This window comes from Oleiphilus sp. HI0043 (assembly GCF_001634935.1).
The window spans coordinates 1-713 of record NZ_LWEY01000651.1 but is presented as its reverse complement, the minus strand read 5'-3'; the positions used below and the strand labels follow the sequence as shown (position 1 = coordinate 713).

Sequence of the window (713 nt, the reverse complement as noted above, 5' to 3'; positions counted from 1 at the left end):
GAACCGTTGTCAGGGTCAGAACCGTTGTCAGGGTCAGAACCGTTGTCAGGGTCAGAGTCGCTGTCAGGATCAGAACCGTTGTCAGGGTCAGAGCCGCTGTCAGGATCAGAACCGCTGTCAGGGTCAGAGCCGCTGTCAGGGTCAGAGCCGCTGTCAGGGTCAGAGCCGGTGTCAGGGTCAGAACTGCTATCAGGATTAGAGTGGGTGTTGTTGTCAGCTTGTTCTAGTACAGTTACCGTGACGGTATCAGGGACAGATGAGTTGATCCCGTCGCTAATGTGTAGCTGGTAGCGCAGGGTTGTACTTCCGTCAGGGGCAATAAAGCTCGGTGAGTCATCTTCGTCTGAGCTGAGTTCCACGAAGGGACCGTCAACCTGAATCCACTTGTAGTTTATATCGTCTTCGTCTGGGTCATGGCTGGCAGAACCGTCTAAGGTCACTAATTGTTTTTCGGTGACCGTCATGTCTTCACCTGCATTGGCTACAGGTTGATGATTTTGGGGCGAAGATTTGCCAGACGAGCCTCCATTACAGGCACTGAGTAATAGAACTAGCGGCACTATCCAGCATCGTTGTAGAAAAATTTTCATGGCAGCTATACTAAAGTGTCAAAGGTATATTCAAAGCGCTGTCTAAGGTTTTAGCGCGATTACCAGCTAGGGAAGCATTAAATGGGCCAAAATTTATGGTGTCTTCTATAATCTATTGAATAG

1 protein-coding gene is annotated in these 713 nt (G+C 49.4%); it reads right to left on the bottom strand.

What is annotated here, in order from left to right:
* Positions 1 to 590 (bottom strand): PKD domain-containing protein (locus A3729_RS07820; RefSeq protein WP_231877382.1); only part of this gene is annotated, 590 nt, incomplete at its 3' end.
* Positions 591 to 713 lie beyond the last annotated feature (123 nt).